The organism is Candidatus Babeliales bacterium, assembly GCA_035288105.1.
GTDB lineage: Bacteria > Babelota > Babeliae > Babelales > Vermiphilaceae > SOIL31.
In genome coordinates this window covers 1-15,922 of sequence record DATEAY010000040.1, presented here as the reverse complement: position 1 = coordinate 15,922, position 15,922 = coordinate 1, and the positions used below count along the sequence as shown (strand labels likewise).

Below are 15,922 nucleotides of genomic sequence, written 5' to 3'. Positions count from 1 at the left end.
AAAGCAAAGCAAGAAAAAGGCTATATCGCAAAGAGGAACTTTGCGTGTTACTGATCAAATTATTCAAGAATTGACGCAAGAATGGTCAGCAAGAAAAAAATGCGCTTACGATACAACGCGATTAGATCAACGTTTAGATGCTCTTGCCAAAGTAAAAGCTACGCAAGGTACTCAAATTGATGATCAATTAAATAAAGAACTATCTGAATCGCGTAATACGATGTATTTGTTAGAGCGAACTTTCAGTTATGATAATCATGTCCAAACATTGTCACCAGTAGTACATTCCTGTGCTCAACAAGCTCTAAAAGAATCAAATGCAATAGTAGCATTTGGGTTGTCTGATTTTTGTTTTATAGTCACCGATGTTCTGCAGCATGGAATGAATGTACTGTACGATGCATCATATGCTGTTACAAAAGGAGCATGCAGAGGAGTATCTACTTTTACAAGCATTGAGCATTGGAAAGATATGGCGACAGGAGCACTGCATATGAGTTTGCTCTGTGCAGATGCAATGGTAATTCAAGATGCGCAATTATATTATGTAGCACTTTCAGATCTGATTGTACCAGAATCACAAGCAATGACGCATTTGAAAAACTCTCAGCGAATGCATACACAAGAACAGATAAAAAAAGCTCTTGAAGCAATCTACACAACTCGTGAAACATTAGAAGCAATGTCATGGCAAGAATGCATTGAAAACAGTTCTAAAATTGCAACAACGATGATCTTAGATGCATTGGTATTCCATGCTATGGGTCAATGTACACAAACAGCAAGCAATGCATTTATGAGAGAGTTAGCAAAGGTGACTGAAACTGGTCAGCTCTTTAGTAAGGAATATGCTGTTGAAGTTGCTGGATTTGGAAAATTGATTGTTGAAGAAGGTCCACAAGTAGCAAATAAGGTTTTTGGTATAAAGAACAAATTGGCGATTGATAGGAAAACTACGATTTTTTCACAAGAACTGTACCATGCTATTACAGAAGAAAAATCTTTATCAGCCGCAGCAAACGTATTGCCTGAAGCACATTTAAATTGGAAAGCTATTGATTTTGCTCAAGGTAAGTTAGAAAAGCATTTTACAAAACATGTCATTAAAAAAGCTGAGTGGGGAAAAAATATAACTATTACAATTGAAGAGTATCTTAATAGAGCTAGAATTCTTTTAAATAGTGAGATAAAAGATCATGTTGATGGTTTCATTTCTAAAGAAGGTTGGGTATTCAGATACAATAAATTAACAAATGAATTCGCTGTAGCTAAACCTGATGGTACTATAGAAACTCTATTCCAGCCCGAAAAAGGTTTTGAATATTGGATCGAACAAACTACTAAACATAAGTAATGGATTAACATGAAAAAAAAATACCAATGCCCGTGTTGTGGTTATTATACTTTAGATGATAGTCCTGGGAGTTTTGATATATGCTCTGTTTGTTATTGGGAAGATGACAATATTCAACGAGATAATCCTGATTATAGAGGAGGGGCAAACAATATTAGTTTGCGCGAAGCGCGTGAGAATTATACAAAAATAGGAGCTATTTCTGCTGAATATTTAGAAAATGTACGCCAACCATTAGATGAAGAAAAATAGAATATTAGTTGCTTAAGAAAGATTCATTATAATCAGCAGAGCTGATAAAAAAGGACTTAGTTTACTTTGCAGATAATCAGTCAGTTATTCCACAAATAAGACGACAAGTTTGTCCTAAAAAATGGGCAGAGGAAATTCTTCATAAAATTAGAAATGTTAGTGATGATATCTTGGATATTATGGAAAAAGCTGGAGGACATACATTAGAAAGACATGTGGGAAAGAGATATGATTATTTAAAAAACAGGGCATCGAAAATGAAGCGCACATCCGTGACAACATTCACTGATAAACGAACAGCAACGAATGCTGTACAAGAGAATTTAAAAACCAATATTAAAGAAATATCTTTATGGCTCGCTAAGGAGCCTGAAATGGAATTGGTTTGCGAAGTTACCCATTCATATTCTGTTGGTATGGGTATTTTAAAAGCAAAAAATAATCCTTATTATGATTTGAATAGTTCAAGGATGATCCTGAGAAAAGATGATAAATCTGATTTTGGATTTATAATACTAACGGCTTTCCCGATTTAAATATTTTTAGGACGTTCTAATGAAAAGATTAAAATACTTCATGCAATGTTATTTCAATCAAAGCTTTAATTTTAGCGATTTAGATAAAAGAATTAATGATTTTAAACAAGAAACTGCTAGTATTCAAGAAGAATTCATTAGAGAACTTTACGACATTATAAGTATTAAAAATTATTTTCTTGCAGATCAGATTATAAAAAAATATGGTGAGCTTGAATTGGATAACCTGGAAGAGGTAAAAGTCTTTATAAACTACCTGTATGATAAACTTTTAAATAAATCCACAAAGGTGAAAGCAAAAGATTTTGAGGGAGATACGAACTTTTCATAATTTTATGAGATTTCAATAGTTTTTATAAGCTCACTCTTGCTTTCTCGCTTCCTTAGTATTCTTATCTCTTCGCAATCCCAAATAACTTGGATGATGCAATTTATTAGAGCGTGTTTATTCTGTAAATTGAACTTCGCATACCAAAGCTGGTTTTATCCAAGGAACATCTTTTGTTGAAATATCATAATTAACAAAAGGATTTGTTTTGTTGTAATTTTTTTCCCAACTTGGTAAGTATTTTTTCATTTTTTCCTTGGTACATGCTGGCATTAATGAACACGCCTTTGAGGTTTTGATGACAAAGTAATACTTATGTCTTTTATCATTATGCTAAATATGCCGTGATATTGAATAAAGTTGTTCTTTGAAACTGTTCCAATTAAAAGTTCGAAGTGCATCGCATGTCTTCCACCAGCTTTCGCGTAAAGCTTCAGCTGGCATGCCATTTTTTTAAATGTGGCAATGCAATGACGTTCACGGTATTAGAAGTAAAATTAGAAACATATGCGTGTTTACCGTTTGGAGATATTGCAATGTTAGCAGGAGATTGTCCAACAGCTATTGTTGGAGAAACTACCTCATTTTTATCAATATCAATAATATTCACTGTTCCTTGACCGGCAGTTAAGTCTGTAAAATTAGAACCTGCATACAGAGCATTATAATTAGTAACATATGCAAAACGGCCATCTGATGTTATTGCGATGCCAGCTGGTTGTATTCCAAGATCAATCGTTGCCACAATTGTACCATTTTTTAATTTGATAACACTTACTGTTGTTCCTATTGGTTCAAAATTATTGCTGCCAAAATTAGTTACATATGCATATTTACCGTTAGGTGCTATTGCAATTGCAAACGGTCCAGAAAATCCTGGAATAGTTCCAACTACAGTATTGTTACTTGTTTGTATAATACTTATGATTCCAGTGCCTGTATTGCCATCAACATAGTTAGCAACATACACATATTTACCATCCGGTGTTAGTGCTAGTGCAGCAGGAGCAAGTCCCACCGGGATTGTTGCAATGATAGTATTGTTATTTAAGTTAACAACACTTACCGTTGTTCCATTACCACTACCAACTCCTTCAGGTCCACCATAGTTATTTACATATGCTCTATTGCAAGTAGGAGTGATGACCATACCAGACGGGCCATCAAAACCATCAATAATACCTACTACATGATTGGTTGCAGTATTGATAATACTTATTGTTGTACTGTTGCTATTGGTTACATATGCGCGTGTGCCATTTGGATTTATAGTTATTGTGTATGGTTGATTGAAGCTACTGTGGAATATGGTTTGCTTGACGGTATTATTTTTTAATTTTAGTACACTTACCGAATCTTCACCCGTCAGTCCATAGTTATTGTTATTCGCAACGTACGCAAAATGATTATCAGGAGTAATAGCAATTCCTGTTGGAGTAATTCCTGTGTTAATAGTTGCAATAACTGTGTTGGACTTTGCTGCATACGTATGAGCTGGTAGTAACAGGAATAAAAAACTTAAAAAATAATGTTGCTGAATTTTTCTTTTCATCAAGCTTCCTTTTTAAAAAATAGTATTACGATACTTCTAATGTATACCAATGATGCTCATGATTATCAAGTCGGTTGACGTAGAAAAATGTGTGCGTTATTGCTGCAAATTTTTCTGTATAGTGTATCCTTTTATGCAAGTATCATAAACTTTTTTAACTACACAGAGAGGGTTCTTATGAAAAATTCAAAAAAATTGTTGCTGATGGCTGCAACGATGGCAGTGATGGCTAACGCTGATGTAAACAATCTTACTGTAAAAATTGGCGAACATCTTACCGTTGAAGTTTTTGCAACAGGTAATAATGAAGATAAAAATATTTTTCGTGCTATAGCTCGTGGTTGTGGTGATCCAGATTTTGAAATGGCAGTACAAGTCAGCGGTAAACCATTTGCGGTTGATAAGGGTGAAATAGAGCAAGATCTAGAAGAAGCAATGATTGATAATTTAAATGAGTTATTATTTTCAAAAGATGAAAATGGTAAAACTGCTTTGGATCTCGTAAAGGAACGTGAAAAAGTAACTAGTTGCTTGGATTGTACTCTCTTAAAACAGGCTTACAAGGGTTTAATGCGTGATGTTTTAAAAGCAGAACATGAGAAAAAAGTAAAATCAATTGAAGCAGAAGTAGATCGTAATCAATAAGATAATTGATGTTATTTTTTTAAGTTTTTTAGTGATTTTAGGGCTTGGAGAAATCCAAGCCCTCTTTTATTCTAAAAATCAACAGAAATTACTGCACCAATTGTTGGGAATAGTGCAACATTTTTGCCGTTAACTGGTTGGCGAGTAAATAGTCCTAATTCTGGTCGTGTGCGCATTTCGGGCCAATGATAACCAAAGTCATACGTAAACTTAGTAATCATATGATGCATGGTAAAATCATCAAGGCGTGGTGAAGTGTTTGCAATGTTGTTGGAAAATTCTTGTGTTTTTAATGAAAAGTCAGCACTGCCTTGTTTGAGGTATTGGTATCCAACTTTGAATGATAATCCTTTGATAAAGCGATAGAGTTCAACGTACAAGTTAAAGCGCTGTACCAAACCAGAATCTTTGAATACTGCGGTTTTTTCTAGCAACAGCAATTCTGTTTGTTCAAGATCCGTTTTAATTCGGCGCGTGCGTGTGTGACCAAAAATTTGTGTTAACTGAACGTCAATACCACATTTAAAATTTGTTCCCAGTGTCAAATCAAGACCTAAACCAAATGGCATTGAGACTGCACCATCATATCCAAATGGAACTGCGAAAATTAAATTTTCATTTTCACGTAGTCCTGTTGGAAATCCAATACCCCAACGCCAATTAACACGTACACATTTTAGGAAAGGTTTATTTTGGTAAAAATCACGGAACCATTCAACAAGCATAGTCAAATCACCAACGCCAGTGCGTTGCCAGTCGCCGATATCAAGACAACCAAGTGTTTGCACGTTTGCAGCTAAATTATCAGTAAGCAGTGCATGTACGAGCTTATCTAAGTTATCAATATTTGGTGTTTGATCGATAAAGTTAACATTTTTGAGTGTCATTTTGTACACGGGCAGATACAGTCCAATACGCCAATCACGAGCAAAATAAAAATTACTTGCAAAAGCAGCGCCAAAATTGAGTTGCAAATCACCATCAACAATAAATCGTCCGCGTACACCATTGTCAGAATCAAGAAGTGCCGAGCGCAATTGTGCAATTGCACTGTCTTCAGGGAAACCTTCAAGCATGGCAAGTGCATTTTGTTGGCAGTTCCAGATGCGCAAAGGGTTTGCTACGCTACCTTCATCATTAAATCCTTTAGCATTATGAAATCCACCTTCTGCGTAGAAGGCAAGTTGCCATCTGCGCAGGTTGTTGAATGTTGGGCGAATTAAAGTGTCATACGGCCACATTGTGTTAACAATATTCATTGCTCTGAGAGAGTTGCTCATCAGAGCGAGTGATATAAAAGTGAGTGAGAGCGCTACTTTTTTTCTGCACGTCATTGCAGCATCCTACGTTTATTTCTAAAAAGTTTTATGATATCTATTCAAGCACTTGTGTATCAAAATTTCCTGCAGCAATCCAGCTTCCCGAAGCTGCACTACGTGAAAAGTAATTTATTTCCGATCCCTGTTGAACATCTATTCTTACTGTTGTACTACGATCGCCAACATTACCAACACCAACACGAGGTACAGGAGAGGATGGTGTGAGCATTACGATTGGCGCAAGTAACACATTTTGATTTCTTGTTGCGAAATACAGTGCTCCATCTGTTGCAAAATTGCTTCTAAATTCACCAAATGAAAGTAAAAATGAAGGAATATTTTTTACAAAAAGATCGTCAAATGCTTGTACAGTTGTTGAGCTTACTGCATCGGTGGCGCCAAGTGGCTGTACTGCAAATCTGTTAATGCGCGATTGGTCAAGGCCAACATCAGCGGTAAGAACATAAAAATACCCACCGTTAAAGTTAGTGATATTTTGTAGGCGATTGGTTGCTGTTACGGTATAGAGTGCTATAGGAGCTCCCGCGTTTTCTCCAATGGCAAGAGGTATCCATTGCGCGTCTGCTTCATTCGTTATAGTGCGAATGTCTTTGCCATTGCCAATGCGGAGCAATCCATCTGTTGTTGCAATAATGCCGAGTGCTTGTGAGAATATACCATCAAGAAAACCACCTCTGTTTGCTACCACATTATTTCCAATGGATGCAATTGTAATTACATCAAGAGTGTTCGTGCCAAAATCTGAACTAGTCAAATTAATACGATCAATTGTGCTGTGAGTAATAACAAACAAAAAATTACCATCATGGATAAGTTTTTTTACAAAACTGTAATTGCCGATGATTTTAAATTGCATACCGGTTGCTAAACCATCAAGATTATCGCCGAGTTGTGTTGCAGCATTCCAACCTGTGCCATCTTCTTGTGCTAAAATTGCAAGTCCGTTTGATCCGCCAACAAAAAGCCATCCGTCAGATGCGTTGCGTGCAATTTCTAATGCGGTGATTGGTCCAACAGTAGTGAGTGCGCCACCAGAAATTACTACTGTTTTTGCCGCAACATCATTAGTAATTGTGCCATTGGTGAATTCTTCTAGCTGATTAAAATCAGCGCCAGGAGTTGGAATGATAATGTCATCAACACTAAGTATTCCTGTTTGCGCAAGAAGAATATTTCCAATGCCACCAGCAGCAAGTACAGAAATGTTTTGTAATCCAGGTGTGTTTGGCAAAAATGTTTGCATTCCTTGTGTGCCACCATTACTTGGTACAAGTGTATTATCTAAAATTGTTGTTAATGGCTGTAGGCCTTCTGGTGATCCATCTGACCACAATGTTCGTTTGACTGTGTTCACTGTATCTGTGGTTGTTCCCGAAGCAAGTATAAAGTTACCTTCAAATGCATTGAGCGCTGCTGCAAAAATAGTATCTGTTGTTCCTGCTGCTCGTTGCCATTGGCTCCATGATGTTATTTTTCCTGCAGCATCAAAAATTGCTTGCGAAGAATAAACGCCTGGCATATTTTCACCAACGTATGCAAACACAGTATCATCGCGCACAATAATATTTACGATAGGTCCTGCCAGTAGTTGTCCGCTACCAACTTGTGCGGCGCTATCAGTTGATTGTGTCATCTGGCTTGCAGTTATTGCTGGTTCACTAATAGTGCGAGCAATCAAACGCGGAACAGGCGCATCCCTGAAAACATTGTGGGGTTGTGCATCTTTTTGTGCAATTGTACCTCGCACATCACCTGTGTTAACAAGCGGTAATGCAAATACAGATTGATGTGTTGAAGCAGGATTGCCAACATTGCCTACCACAATTAAATAATTAAGCGCTGTACTTGTGTACATAGTGTTGAGTGCATGAATTGATACTTGTTGATTTGCTCCACGTGCACCAATAATGTTAGTGGTGCTACCGGTTGTAAAGACACTGTCTGGCACAATTGTTTCCAAGGTGATTGCGCCATCTTCTATGAACTTACACACTGCAACAGCGCGAGTACCATCATTGATACCGCTGTTAGCAGTAGTTTGCAAACCAATAAAAAGACGTTCAAGAGAAGCATCCCAATGCATTGCAACTTGGTTGTTTACAATATTGGCAAGTGGATTATTTATCGCTATAGCAGGTGAAGTGGGGTCAAGGCGCAATGCTTGTGGTTGAATAATAGAACCGGTATTTGCATTTACTTCACTAAAAATTCTAAATCTTGTTTTATCTTCTCCTTGCGGAACATCAATAGTTCCTCGTACTAATAATGCAATACCGCTATTAAGATCTCCAAATTCACCACCATTTGGCTTTGCAGCAGCAAATACATGCCCAATGTTATTTGTTGTAAGATCAACAATTCCGTTCGAAACATTGCCTTGTGCATCATGTACATCTTGCGAAAATTCTACCTCTATGTTTGTTGGTTGAGAGATATTTTCAAAAAGATACACTGTGGCAGGTTTATTTTCTCCAACAACAACGGGAATATCTCGAAGGAATAATCCGTCTTCTGTTTCCAGCATTCCGAGTGCAAGGATTTTTGTTCCAAAAAGAGGATTGGGTGCATTTTGTACTCCACCGAGGGTAATTGTTTCAGGAGTGAGTGGTGCAAATGCTTTTGTGCCACGTATAAGCCGAGAGATCGTAAATTCTTGATTTGCGGTGAGATTTTCGTTCGCGCTTTCGTAAAAATTGCCCGTAGAACTGAAAATGTTTCTATTTACACTAAATGAAAAAGTTTGTCCTTCTGGCGCATCTTTATCGCCTTCTATCAGCTCGGCGCTGGTAAGACAAAGGGATAGTGAAAGGGTCAAAAATGAAATACCTATTTTTTTATTCATATGCTTCCTACACAAGTCCGGTCTTCGTGGCGCTCATCCTGAACTTGTTGAAGGATAAAGCGCTCAAGGTGCTCATTAACATTGCTTAGTTTACGAGGATTTTGAAAAACTACCACCCCAATTAATGATACTTATGCAATGCATGTAGGATGATTATGATAATATCTATTTCCAATTATCAAAACTTATGATATATATTTTAATTATTAAGTTTGTTGGAATTTACAAATTATTACACGTAAGAAATTATAAAATGCACGCAAAAATATTTTCCGCAACAACAATAGGTGTTGATGCACATTTGGTAGAAGTTGAAGTTGATATCTCTTTTGGATTGGTCAACTTTTATATCGTTGGATTACCTGATACTGCAATTAAAGAAAGTAATAAACGAATTTTAACATCGCTCAAAAACGCGGGTTTCCGGCTTCCTGCCAAACGTATCACGGTTAATTTGGCTCCGGCAGATTTAAAAAAAGAGGGAACATTATTTGATCTGCCGATTGCGATAGGTATCTTGCTTGCAAATCAGTTTTTGGAAGTTCCTAAAGATTTTTTGCAAGAAACATTATTTTTGGGAGAGCTTTCCCTTGATGGTAGTATTCGTTTTATCAAAGGGGCATTAGCAATTGCATTCGATGCGCAAAAATTAGGGAAAAAACGCATTGTTGTGCCAAAAGCAAATATGCAAGAAGCTGCCTTGATTAAAGATTTAGAAGTTATTGGAGTTGATCATCTTGTTGAGTTGATTGCGTATTTACGTGGTGAACAAAATATTAAGCCTGCACAACACGTTTTTGATGAATATAGTGCAGCATTATCAGATCCTTCTCTTGATTTTGCTCAAGTTAAAGGGCAGCAGATGGCAAAAAGAGCATTGCAAATTGCTGCAGCAGGGCGGCACAATATTCTTTTTATCGGATCTCCTGGTTCTGGTAAAACAATGCTTGCAAAACGACTTGAATCTATTATGCCACCGATGACATTTGAACAAGTGCTAGAAACAAGTAAAATCTATTCAATCACCGGCAAACTTAACAATCAATCATTACTCACCAAACGTGCATTCCGCAACCCACATCATACTATTTCGCAAGCAGGACTTGTTGGAGGAGGAACATATCCTCAACCGGGTGAAATAAGTTTGGCACATCATGGTGTTTTATTTTTAGACGAACTAACGGAATTCAGACGCGACACGCTTGAAGCATTACGACAACCGCTTGAAAGTAAAACAGTTTCAATATCTCGTGTTGCGCAAAGTGTTTCGTTCCCAGCATCATTTTTACTGATTGCAGCACTTAATCCATGCCCGTGTGGGTTTTTTGGTGATAAGAAACGACAATGTACCTGTTCTCGTCAACAGATAGTTAAATATATTAGCAAGTTATCAGGCCCGTTGTTGGATCGTATTGATTTACAAGTGCATGTGCAATCTATTGAATATGACTCAATAAAAATAACCACAGATACACAAAGCAGTGCGGTGTTGTATGAAAAGGTTATTGTTGCACGAAGCATTCAAGAAAAAAGATTTGGCAGTGCGAGTATCTATAATAATTTTATGGCAGCTGATCAGGTTGAAAAATATTGTATTTTAACTCCTGCGGCAGAAGCTATTATTAGAAAAGCTTTTGATAAATTAAATTTGAGTATGCGTGGGTATCATAAAGTATTAAAAGTTGCGCGTACTATTGCTGATTTGGCAGCGAGTGATGAAATTGATGTTGTGCACATTCAAGAAGCTATTATGTATCGCTCGCTTGATCAATATCTTGAAAAAGAGGCGCAACAATGATTTATGGGCTCACTTCCGCTCGCACTGAGTGTTTTTGTCTTCAAAAATGTATCGCAGGGTCAGTCATATGATTCTTGGTATTGGTGTCGATATTGTTGAAATAGAACGGTTTGCATTGTGGCATACATATTCATCTAAAAAATTGTCACGAATTTTTTCAGTAGATGAAATTACATATTGTTTAGAGAACAAAAATAAAAGCGCGGAACGTTTTGCAGTACGCTTTGCTGCACGCGAAGCGTTGTATAAAGCTCTTTGTTATGCATATCCCAATAATAAACTTCCTTTTCTCACCTTATGTGCACATACTACAATAAAAAAAATAGAAGGGCGGCCGTATATTTTTCTTAATAAAGATACTGGTGCTGATCTTGATTCTTTAGATATTCATCTTTCATGGTCGCATTCGCGTACGCATGCAACAACATTTATTATTCTTGAGCGGAAATAATGTGTCCGCTCCCTTCGACAGGCTCAGAGCGAACGGAATAAAAAATTAATTTTTCTCACCCGTTCGTGCTGAGCTTGTCGAAGCATACGAACTCAATTAATCTCTACTCTATGAAAAAATTATATTGGGTTCTATTGATGCTTTCTGCAATTCTTTATGCACTCCCATTTTTATGGAGCGATCAATTATGGTGGTCCATTTTTATATTTCCCATTCCATTACTGTATCTGACGCATACAGAAGATCTTTCATTTATACATGGATATGTGTGGGGTTGTATTGTTTTTCTATTGCATCTAAATGGTGGAATCTATGTTGTTGTAAGGTTAGCACATGAATCATGGTTGATTGGTATTATGCTTGGAATCATGATGGTGTTGTATCAGGCATTGTTTCCTGCATTGCTTTTTTTATGTACAACAATAGTAGTACGTTTTTTTGCAATTCAATCTCCAATATTGCGGTTATGTATGTGGTTGATTGCATTGGCTCTTTTTATTTTTTGGACAGATCAGTATTGTTTGTGGATGTTTGGTATCAAAGAAGGATATCCATTGATGCATCCGTTGTTGCCGTTAGCACAACAACCATGTTTGCTTATGTTATTACCAATTGTTGGTAAACAAGTGTTGACCGTACTATTTTTGTTGGTTCCAAGCAGCTGTGTTGTGTTGTTGTGGTACAAAAATTATACAGCATTGCTCTTTTTTGTGTGTACAACTATTCCGTGGCTATTGTGTTGGTGTGTGGGTGCAACACAAATTAAACAGCCTGTGTGGTACAAACACATAAAAAGTTTGCCTTGTATGGCACATTCTACTGTTGATAACCCGATAGTTACGATTAAAATTATTGCCCATCAATTAAAAAAAATTATTGAGCAGTATCCGCACACTACCGTTATTGTTATGCCAGAATCAGCATTGAATGTAACTGACTTTGAAAGTAAACCTGCACTATTACAATTATGGAATGAGCATTGTTTAGGTAAAGCGGTACATCTTATTTTTGGCACATGCAGATGGAAAGAGGACAATTATTATAATTCATTACATTGGGTATATAACGGAGTGTTGCAAGAATGTTTTGATAAAAAACATGCGATGCTTATTACGGAAAGATTATCGGAATGGATGAATAGCGATTGTATGCGTACTATTTATTTTAAAAATGGGTTGTCAATAACGCGATCGTGTAATGATCGCATTCAGTTATCTATTCTAGATACTATTTTTGTTCCTTATATTTGTTCGGAGCTTTTTTTTAATGAATTACCTGACGATAACTACGGTCGTGCCCCAATTATTGCAATAGTTAATGATACATTGTTGTTAGATAGCTATATTCAGAAACTTTTGGTTCTATTAGCACGATTGAGGGCAATGCAGTGGCAGAGAGATGTAGTATATGTTTCTTATGGGCGGTCGGTGTTTATAGATATCTCTGGTGTGGTTACAGAAATTAATGAGTAGATCTTGCTCCGCTTTACCCTTCGATACATCCTACTTCGCCAAGGCTTCGTAGGACACTCAGGGCGAGCGGGAGAAGGACAGGCAAAAGAATTCTATAAAGGGGTCCCCGTATGAAATGAAATGGAATATGGGGTCAAGTAGGTTTACAATGGTTCGTTTAATGATCCCATAACTACTACTTGACCATGCTCATTTTCTGTAATTTCAAAATGACGATCTCTACACAGTGATTTATCTTCAGGCTTAATTACCGCTTTTTTTACAAGACGTCGTGTTGGTTGCATGGCTTGTTTTTTTGTTTTAGGAATTCTTTTGGGTTTTTTTGAGCTTTCTAGTACTAGTGGAGTCCAGGTAATAGGAACCTTTTTCCAGATAGTTTTTTCAAAATATTTGGCTCTTTGCTCAATTGTTGGATTTTTTGCATAATAAATATTTTTTAAACAAAAACTCCATTTTATATCAGGAATATCGAGTTTGCCGGGAGTAAAGCTACCCATTGAGTTTGATTTTATAAGTTGTTTATAGAGAGGTTCTTTTTCTCCATCTGCAAATTGTATAGCAACTGCCATGGGTTCTCTGGTGTTGTTATAAAAGCTCAATTCATATGCGTTGATTGATCCGGTAATTACCAGGATTATAGCTATTATTTTATTATTGTTATGCATTAATTTCCTTTGATAAAACAGAAATAAAGTTTATTTTGCCATCGCTATCTTCAATGATATCTATGTGACGATTCTGTGCCATTGTCGGTTCAATGGTAATTTTGTTAGCACTTTCAAGCAGTGTTGCAAGTTTGCCATTACGTGCAGGAGCCTCAGAAAGAGCCATAGCTTCCTCATGCATTTCGGGAGAAAGCCACGTAATAAAAGCATTTTCCCAAGGAACACTAGATTTAGCAGTTTCGGTGATTGTAGGTGGATTTTTTAGATAATAAAACATGTCTACTACAAATGCCTTTTTCCATGCAGAGATACCAGGATCTCCTGGTTTGAAGCTGCCCATTGTATGTGGTTCTATTACCCTAAATTCAAGGGGCTCATTCTTTCCCTTATATCTCATACCAACGGCGATAGTGTGATTTGTATGATTAGCAAGCTCATATATCCAGGCATGTGCTCGAGAAGTTGTTCCAAGTATTGATAGGATAATAAGAGCTTTACTAATGTGATTTTTCATAACGATTCCTTAAAAATAGTATTTTCTGCCCTTTTTCCCTACATATTCTATTTTAAATAAAACACCAAATAATAATCAATGGTTTGTAGTTTAAACCCACTTCAATTTGAATTTTTTACAAAAAATGGGCATGAGAAGGACAATAACTATTGGAAGGGGGTTTATTGATGATCAGAATCTGTTACGTGCGATCAATTCAGATGAAAGCTATATAATCGTTGGTCAATGTCCCTAAAAAAGGTCGTGATTCATGGAAAAATGCGTAAAAAGGTGATGGCTTTATTTGACAAAAATAAGAACAGGCCGTATAGTGATAATATCATTTAGATAAAAAAGATATATGCCGCGGGGTAGAGCAGCCTGGTAGCTCGTTGGGCTCATAACCCAAAGGTCGCTGGTTCGAATCCAGCCCCCGCAACCAAATTTGAACCTGTCCCAAAACAGGTTCTTTTCTTTTGAGAGGTCTCCAATTAGAACGGAGTGAAAATTGGAGTAAAATCCAGCCCTGCAAACAAAAAAAACCCACTTTTATGAAGTGGGTTTTTTCATACCGATATTCTTGTTGGGGGCCAGCTACTTGACGCATTCAGTAACCATACAATAACCATACAATAGAAATTACCATTAGTTTACAGGACTTACAAACGCTTTTTTCAGAAGCAAGGATATCTATTTGATTAAGCGCAAAATCATCTTTTTAATGAAACGATAAAAATCCAAGAAAGGCGTGATGATGGTATAAAAAATAATAACGTAATTTGGTATAAGATCATGTTTGATAAATTTAAAGTTACTTTTCGATGCGTAAATACCTTTAATACGTTCATTTATAAATTCATTTATATCAGTTATATCGTAATCGTCACTGTCAGAATACACTTTTCTGATATTTTTTAATGCTTTCCTCAGAAGACTATTTACCTCAAGGTATCGTTTTTGTTTAAAATATAATTTTGCAAGATGTTCGTAATTCCATACGTGCCTATCACACAACAAAATCGATTCTTTGAGTAATCGCTCTTCCTCTTCCGAATTATATTTTTTGCTTTCCCTATAAGACCAAGAAGCCACATATTTAAGCATCGAATTTATCTCATTAGAATCAGTGTGAAGATTTTTTATTTGATGAAGTAACATATCATTAATACCACCTAGTTGATATTCGTATATATGTGCAAGTATAATAAGAGCCACGGGATTATTATGATCAATTGAAAGTGCTTTTTTAACAAAAAAAATACCCGTTTCTTCGTCTCCAAACGGGGGTTGAATTATGACAACCGCTAAACTTAACCAAAAATTAATATCGCTTGAGTGGCTATTCATTTGTTCTAATATAAAACTATACAATCCCTTATCATCATTTCTGCTCAGTATAATTATTTTCGTTAATATATCGTTCATTTTAAGCCTTCGTAGTATCTATAAAATTGTTATACAATCGATTAAAATCACTGATGTAAGCATCAACACTTCTAGCACTACCGTTTTCAATAAAGCACTTTATTTCAACATTCTTAACACCATTTATTGTGGCTTTTATTTGATTAGCTCCCTCTTTCAGCAACCCCTTTTTATCAAGAGACATGATAACATCATTCAATAAATCCATAATCTTTTCCTGACTTTCACCCGCTGCCATCAAACCATTTTTTACATGCTTTTTTGAAAAAATATGTTCTTTATATTGCTGTATTACACTTCTTAAATCATTGCAAATAATTCCCTTGTCAATAATAGCAGTCGCAGGCAACGCAGTAGATTTTAATACTGTATCATCAACAACTTTTTTTAACTTAGATGGGGAATTAGTTTTTCCATATGACTTGAGCTTATTAGACTTTGCCGTAGCCTTAAACAACAAACCTTCTGGAGTTGTTAAATATTCCTGTGTATTTAACAATGAATTATTTTTAACAAAGCTAATGCTTTTGTGCTTAATGGTGGTACAAAACTTACCCAAGCCACCGAGAAATTTTCCTTGTGCTTTATAACCAATCACAAAAGCAGTGCCACCTTTTATTGCATCTCTTACCGTTATTTCTTTTTTGTTTATGGCATCGATAATATTATTCAATGGCTCAGCATATTTATTCCATTTTTCTTTCGCACAATCGTAATCGCTTATTGCTGTAGCACCAATATCAGCAACGCTATAAAGCACTTTACATAA

16 protein-coding genes and 1 tRNA gene are annotated in these 15,922 nt (G+C 36.2%); 9 read left to right on the top strand and 8 right to left on the bottom strand.

Annotated elements, in window-relative coordinates:
- The 4 genes from VJJ26_02005 to VJJ26_01990 all read left to right on the top strand — a co-directional run.
- Positions 1–1,354 (top strand): hypothetical protein (locus VJJ26_02005; protein HLC06939.1); only part of this gene is annotated, 1,354 nt, incomplete at its 5' end.
- A gap of 9 nt (positions 1,355–1,363) precedes the next feature.
- Positions 1,364–1,606, top strand: coding sequence for a CPCC family cysteine-rich protein (locus VJJ26_02000; protein HLC06938.1), 243 nt, complete (start codon positions 1,364–1,366; stop codon positions 1,604–1,606).
- A gap of 179 nt (positions 1,607–1,785) precedes the next feature.
- The gene (locus VJJ26_01995) at positions 1,786–2,142 is read left to right on the top strand and encodes an RNase A-like domain-containing protein (protein ID HLC06937.1); all 357 of its coding nucleotides are present in this window, start codon (positions 1,786–1,788) and stop codon (positions 2,140–2,142) included.
- Positions 2,143–2,161: 19 nt separating this feature from the next.
- On the top strand, positions 2,162–2,473 hold the full coding sequence (locus VJJ26_01990; GenBank protein HLC06936.1) for a hypothetical protein: 312 nt from the start codon (positions 2,162–2,164) through the stop codon (positions 2,471–2,473).
- 114 nt (positions 2,474–2,587) lie between these two features.
- Here VJJ26_01990 and VJJ26_01985 read toward each other — a convergent pair whose 3' ends face one another.
- Entirely contained in the window at positions 2,588–2,719 is a 132-nt protein-coding gene (locus VJJ26_01985) for a hypothetical protein (protein ID HLC06935.1), read from the bottom strand.
- 184 nt (positions 2,720–2,903) lie between these two features.
- Positions 2,904–4,022 carry a YncE family protein gene (locus VJJ26_01980; protein ID HLC06934.1) on the bottom strand — a complete coding sequence of 373 codons (1,119 nt, stop codon included), beginning with the start codon at positions 4,020–4,022 and terminating at the stop codon, positions 2,904–2,906.
- Positions 4,023–4,199: 177 nt separating this feature from the next.
- On the opposite strand from VJJ26_01980, the gene VJJ26_01975 reads away from it, so the two are divergent.
- Entirely contained in the window at positions 4,200–4,667 is a 468-nt protein-coding gene (locus tag VJJ26_01975) for a hypothetical protein (GenBank protein ID HLC06933.1), read from the top strand.
- A 71-nt stretch (positions 4,668–4,738) separates the two neighbouring features.
- Here VJJ26_01975 and VJJ26_01970 read toward each other — a convergent pair whose 3' ends face one another.
- Positions 4,739–6,001: a hypothetical protein gene (locus VJJ26_01970; protein ID HLC06932.1), complete on the bottom strand. Its 1,263-nt coding sequence runs from the start codon at positions 5,999–6,001 to the stop codon at positions 4,739–4,741.
- A gap of 40 nt (positions 6,002–6,041) precedes the next feature.
- On the bottom strand, positions 6,042–8,849 hold the full coding sequence (locus VJJ26_01965) for a hypothetical protein (protein ID HLC06931.1): 2,808 nt from the start codon (positions 8,847–8,849) through the stop codon (positions 6,042–6,044).
- Between the two features lie 253 nt (positions 8,850–9,102).
- On the opposite strand from VJJ26_01965, the gene VJJ26_01960 reads away from it, so the two are divergent.
- The 3 genes from VJJ26_01960 (at position 9,103) to VJJ26_01950 (ending at position 12,570) form a co-directional block, all read left to right on the top strand.
- The gene (locus VJJ26_01960; GenBank protein ID HLC06930.1) at positions 9,103–10,647 is read left to right on the top strand and encodes a YifB family Mg chelatase-like AAA ATPase; all 1,545 of its coding nucleotides are present in this window, start codon (positions 9,103–9,105) and stop codon (positions 10,645–10,647) included.
- Positions 10,648–10,714: 67 nt separating this feature from the next.
- Positions 10,715–11,098, top strand: coding sequence for a holo-ACP synthase (locus VJJ26_01955; GenBank protein ID HLC06929.1), 384 nt, complete (start codon positions 10,715–10,717; stop codon positions 11,096–11,098).
- A gap of 137 nt (positions 11,099–11,235) precedes the next feature.
- Positions 11,236–12,570 (top strand): hypothetical protein, encoded by a 1,335-nt coding sequence (locus VJJ26_01950; GenBank protein ID HLC06928.1) that lies wholly within the window; start codon positions 11,236–11,238, stop codon positions 12,568–12,570.
- 143 nt (positions 12,571–12,713) lie between these two features.
- On the opposite strand, the gene VJJ26_01945 is transcribed toward VJJ26_01950, so the two are convergent.
- Together VJJ26_01945 and VJJ26_01940 are read right to left on the bottom strand one after the other, a co-directional pair.
- Positions 12,714–13,235: a hypothetical protein gene (locus tag VJJ26_01945; protein HLC06927.1), complete on the bottom strand. Its 522-nt coding sequence runs from the start codon at positions 13,233–13,235 to the stop codon at positions 12,714–12,716.
- Entirely contained in the window at positions 13,228–13,749 is a 522-nt protein-coding gene (locus VJJ26_01940) for a hypothetical protein (protein ID HLC06926.1), read from the bottom strand. The genes VJJ26_01945 and VJJ26_01940 overlap by 8 nt, the downstream gene beginning before the upstream one ends.
- Positions 13,750–14,093: 344 nt before the next feature.
- On the opposite strand from VJJ26_01940, the gene VJJ26_01935 reads away from it, so the two are divergent.
- Positions 14,094–14,170: transfer RNA gene (locus tag VJJ26_01935), tRNA-Met, on the top strand.
- A gap of 248 nt (positions 14,171–14,418) precedes the next feature.
- Here VJJ26_01935 and VJJ26_01930 read toward each other — a convergent pair.
- The gene (locus tag VJJ26_01930) at positions 14,419–15,153 is read right to left on the bottom strand and encodes a hypothetical protein (GenBank protein ID HLC06925.1); all 735 of its coding nucleotides are present in this window, start codon (positions 15,151–15,153) and stop codon (positions 14,419–14,421) included.
- 1 nt (position 15,154) lies between these two features.
- A partial coding sequence (locus VJJ26_01925) for a polymorphic toxin type 35 domain-containing protein (GenBank protein HLC06924.1) occupies positions 15,155–15,922 on the bottom strand: 768 nt, incomplete at its 5' end.

What these genes read in the sequence shown, in the direction of transcription:
- VJJ26_01975 (HLC06933.1), top strand. Translation starts at nt 4,200, where the DNA reads ATGAAAAATTCAAAAAAATTGTTGCTGATGGCTGCAACGATGGCAGTG.
- VJJ26_01950 (HLC06928.1), top strand. Translation starts at nt 11,236, where the DNA reads ATGCTTTCTGCAATTCTTTATGCACTCCCATTTTTATGGAGCGATCAA.
- VJJ26_01980 (HLC06934.1), bottom strand. Translation starts at nt 4,022, where the DNA reads ATGAAAAGAAAAATTCAGCAACATTATTTTTTAAGTTTTTTATTCCTG.
- VJJ26_01960 (HLC06930.1), top strand. Translation starts at nt 9,103, where the DNA reads ATGCACGCAAAAATATTTTCCGCAACAACAATAGGTGTTGATGCACAT.
- VJJ26_01940 (HLC06926.1), bottom strand. Translation starts at nt 13,749, where the DNA reads ATGAAAAATCACATTAGTAAAGCTCTTATTATCCTATCAATACTTGGA.
- VJJ26_01930 (HLC06925.1), bottom strand. Translation starts at nt 15,153, where the DNA reads ATGAACGATATATTAACGAAAATAATTATACTGAGCAGAAATGATGAT.
- VJJ26_01965 (HLC06931.1), bottom strand. Translation starts at nt 8,849, where the DNA reads ATGAATAAAAAAATAGGTATTTCATTTTTGACCCTTTCACTATCCCTT.
- VJJ26_01955 (HLC06929.1), top strand. Translation starts at nt 10,715, where the DNA reads ATGATTCTTGGTATTGGTGTCGATATTGTTGAAATAGAACGGTTTGCA.
- VJJ26_01985 (HLC06935.1), bottom strand. Translation starts at nt 2,719, where the DNA reads ATGAAAAAATACTTACCAAGTTGGGAAAAAAATTACAACAAAACAAAT.
- VJJ26_01970 (HLC06932.1), bottom strand. Translation starts at nt 6,001, where the DNA reads ATGACGTGCAGAAAAAAAGTAGCGCTCTCACTCACTTTTATATCACTC.
- VJJ26_02000 (HLC06938.1), top strand. Translation starts at nt 1,364, where the DNA reads ATGAAAAAAAAATACCAATGCCCGTGTTGTGGTTATTATACTTTAGAT.
- VJJ26_01990 (HLC06936.1), top strand. Translation starts at nt 2,162, where the DNA reads ATGAAAAGATTAAAATACTTCATGCAATGTTATTTCAATCAAAGCTTT.
- VJJ26_01995 (HLC06937.1), top strand. Translation starts at nt 1,786, where the DNA reads ATGGAAAAAGCTGGAGGACATACATTAGAAAGACATGTGGGAAAGAGA.
- VJJ26_01945 (HLC06927.1), bottom strand. Translation starts at nt 13,235, where the DNA reads ATGCATAACAATAATAAAATAATAGCTATAATCCTGGTAATTACCGGA.